2 protein-coding genes are annotated in these 2,383 nt (G+C 45.2%); one reads left to right on the top strand and one right to left on the bottom strand.

Features of this window, described 5'->3' with window-relative positions; all coding sequences use genetic code 11:
• Nucleotides 1–350 precede the first annotated feature (350 nt).
• Entirely contained in the window at nt 351–1,700 is a 1,350-nt protein-coding gene (gene murD, locus IQ242_RS22600; RefSeq protein WP_193961490.1) for a UDP-N-acetylmuramoyl-L-alanine--D-glutamate ligase, read from the bottom strand.
• Between the two features lie 160 nt (nt 1,701–1,860).
• Between murD and IQ242_RS22595 the strand changes: the two genes are divergently transcribed.
• Nucleotides 1,861–2,383, top strand: a 523-nt coding sequence (locus tag IQ242_RS22595) for a DUF3747 domain-containing protein (RefSeq protein WP_193961489.1), incomplete at its 3' end; no start/stop codon positions are given.

The following is a 2,383-nucleotide window of genomic DNA, read 5'->3' as shown; positions in this document are numbered from 1 at the left end:
AAAAATTGCGTCGTAGTCGTCGGCAACACGGTTTTAGGGTGTTAGGGTTTTCAGTGATCAGTAATCAGTGATCAGATTGCAGTTTTAAGTAGACAGTGTTAGGTGAAAACTTCGGGGTCTTCTTGACATCAGGTGAAAAATGTTCACTGTGTTACATAATAATGGGCGCAAACCTTACGACCCTACAGCTGGCACGATATTAATGGTAGGGACATAAGGCTTATGCCCTTTTTTCGATAAGATAAGCTGATCACCTTCAATTCCAATAGAACCCAACTTCGGAACCTTCTTTTCACTGATTACTGTTTACTGTTCACTGATCACTGAAAAATCTCCTATCCCCCATCTCCCTACAACTGTAAGGACAATTGCCGAAAGTGATCGCCGCGATGTTCAAAACTTTGGTATTGGTCAAAACTAGCGCAAGCGGGGGATAATAACACCACTTTAGCCTCTTTTGCTGTTCCTAGTTCAGCCGCGCGTTGAACTGCCCTGTCCATCGTTTCTACACATTCATAATCTTGATAACCTGCTGACTGTAAACGACGGGCAAAATCGGCGGCAGCGTCACCAATCAGCAGCACAGTGGCGACTTTTGCCTTAATTTCAGCGATCCAAGCCCGATCATCCCCTGCTTTCGCTTCTCCCCCCGCAATTAAAATCGCTGGACTAGGGACGGATTTTAAGCCCACTGCGGCGGCATCGTAGTTAGTTGCTTTACTATCATTAATAAAGTCTAGTCCTTTATAAGTACAAATATACTCTAGACGATGGGCAACCCCGGGGAAAGTGGCGATCGCTTCAGTAATGGCTTTTTTCTCGATGGCTGCCAATCTAGCGGCGGCCACAGCCATAAGCAAATTCTGCTGATTGTGACTGCCCACCATTTTCAGGAGATTAACCGGGGCAATTAATTCCCCAAAAGCCACGATCCAGTTATCTTGCAGATAAACACCACGACTAGGATCGCCCAAAAGCGCATCTTTGCCTTTCACAGAAGTCCAGTAAGCTTGTTGCCATTGACTAACACCGATTTGACGCAGATAGGGATCATCACCGTTGAGGATTTGGTGATCGCTTCTTTGCAGTAAAGAGGCTTTAATCTGATAATAATTTTCCAGGGTTTGATGACGACTAAGGTGATCGGGGGTAAAAGTTGTCCAGATGCCGATTTTCGGCGATAAATCCCGACTGGACTCGATCTGATAACTACTAATCTCCGCAATAATCCAATCGTATTTATCGGCTTTTAAAGCCAATTCACAGGCAGCATAGCCGATATTACCGCAGGAAGGGGCATTTAACCCCGCTTTTTGAAAAATAGCGGCACAGAGGGCGGTGGTGGTGGTTTTGCCGTTAGTTCCCGTAATCCCCAACCAAGGAGAAGATTGCAGATAACGCCAAGCTAATTCTAATTCTCCGATCGTCTCGATGCCTTTTTCTCTGGCAGTAATTAAAATTGGGGCATCCCAAGGCACCCCGGGGCTAACCACGATAAGATTAGGTAAGTCTGAAGCCTCTAGACTGAGATTTTGACCAAGATTGACAATAATTCCTTCCCTTTCCAGATTGGTTTTGGTTGCTTGTAAACCGGGAGAATCGGAGCGATCGCTTAATGTCACCTGCCAACCATCCCGTTTTAAGCATCTTGCCGCTGCTATTCCCGATCTTCCCAATCCAATAATCGCCGCTTTCGCCATCTTGTTGCCACTCTACTCAAGGGTCAATTTTTAGCAATCTCTATCCTACTGTGGATTAGGTCGAGTAATAGCTATCTTCCAAGAAAACAAAATTCTCTCGCTTACGTCTAGATCGATAAAATAAATGCAAGTACAATCTCTATAACAACGCTCCCTATTTATGAATCTAAAATCATCCTTAAAATTTACCCTACTGTTTTCACTTCTGGGGGGTTGTCTCCTGACTACACCGAGTCAAGCAACTCTCTTTGAACAAAGAGAAGTTAATCAAGAGGATTTTATCGCTATTGCCCGGCCCTACGGTAACGGTAAATACGATTTACTGATTTTGCAACAAATCCCCGGAAAACGCCAATGTTGGGCTGTAAATGGCACAGAACCGACCATTGTTCAGCCTCTGCTGCTCGATTTCGATTTTACCGGCAGTTGTGAACGGGCTACCGACAGTAACGGTTATTCCCTTCGCATTCAGGGCGAAGATTACGGTTTAGAATACCTGCTGCGTATCGTACAACGCAACGGGGAATTAGTCCTCGTGGGAACCCCCCGCAATCCCAGACAATCGGAGGTAATTATTGGACGGACAAAAGGTTTAGGGACCGGTTTAATGCAAATTTACCTCATCGATGGCTGGCGCTTTACTAAACGCAGTCTAGCTGGTCAAAATCTCAGTCATATCTATC

It is taken from the genome of Microcystis sp. LEGE 08355, assembly GCF_015207185.1.
GTDB lineage: Bacteria > Cyanobacteriota > Cyanobacteriia > Cyanobacteriales > Microcystaceae > Microcystis > Microcystis panniformis.
This window is presented reverse-complemented; position numbering and strand designations above follow the sequence as displayed.

Bases quoted from the DNA above. Each gene is read 5' to 3' on its own strand.
- murD (WP_193961490.1), bottom strand. From the start codon at position 1,700: ATGGCGAAAGCGGCGATTATTGGATTGGGAAGATCGGGAATAGCAGCG.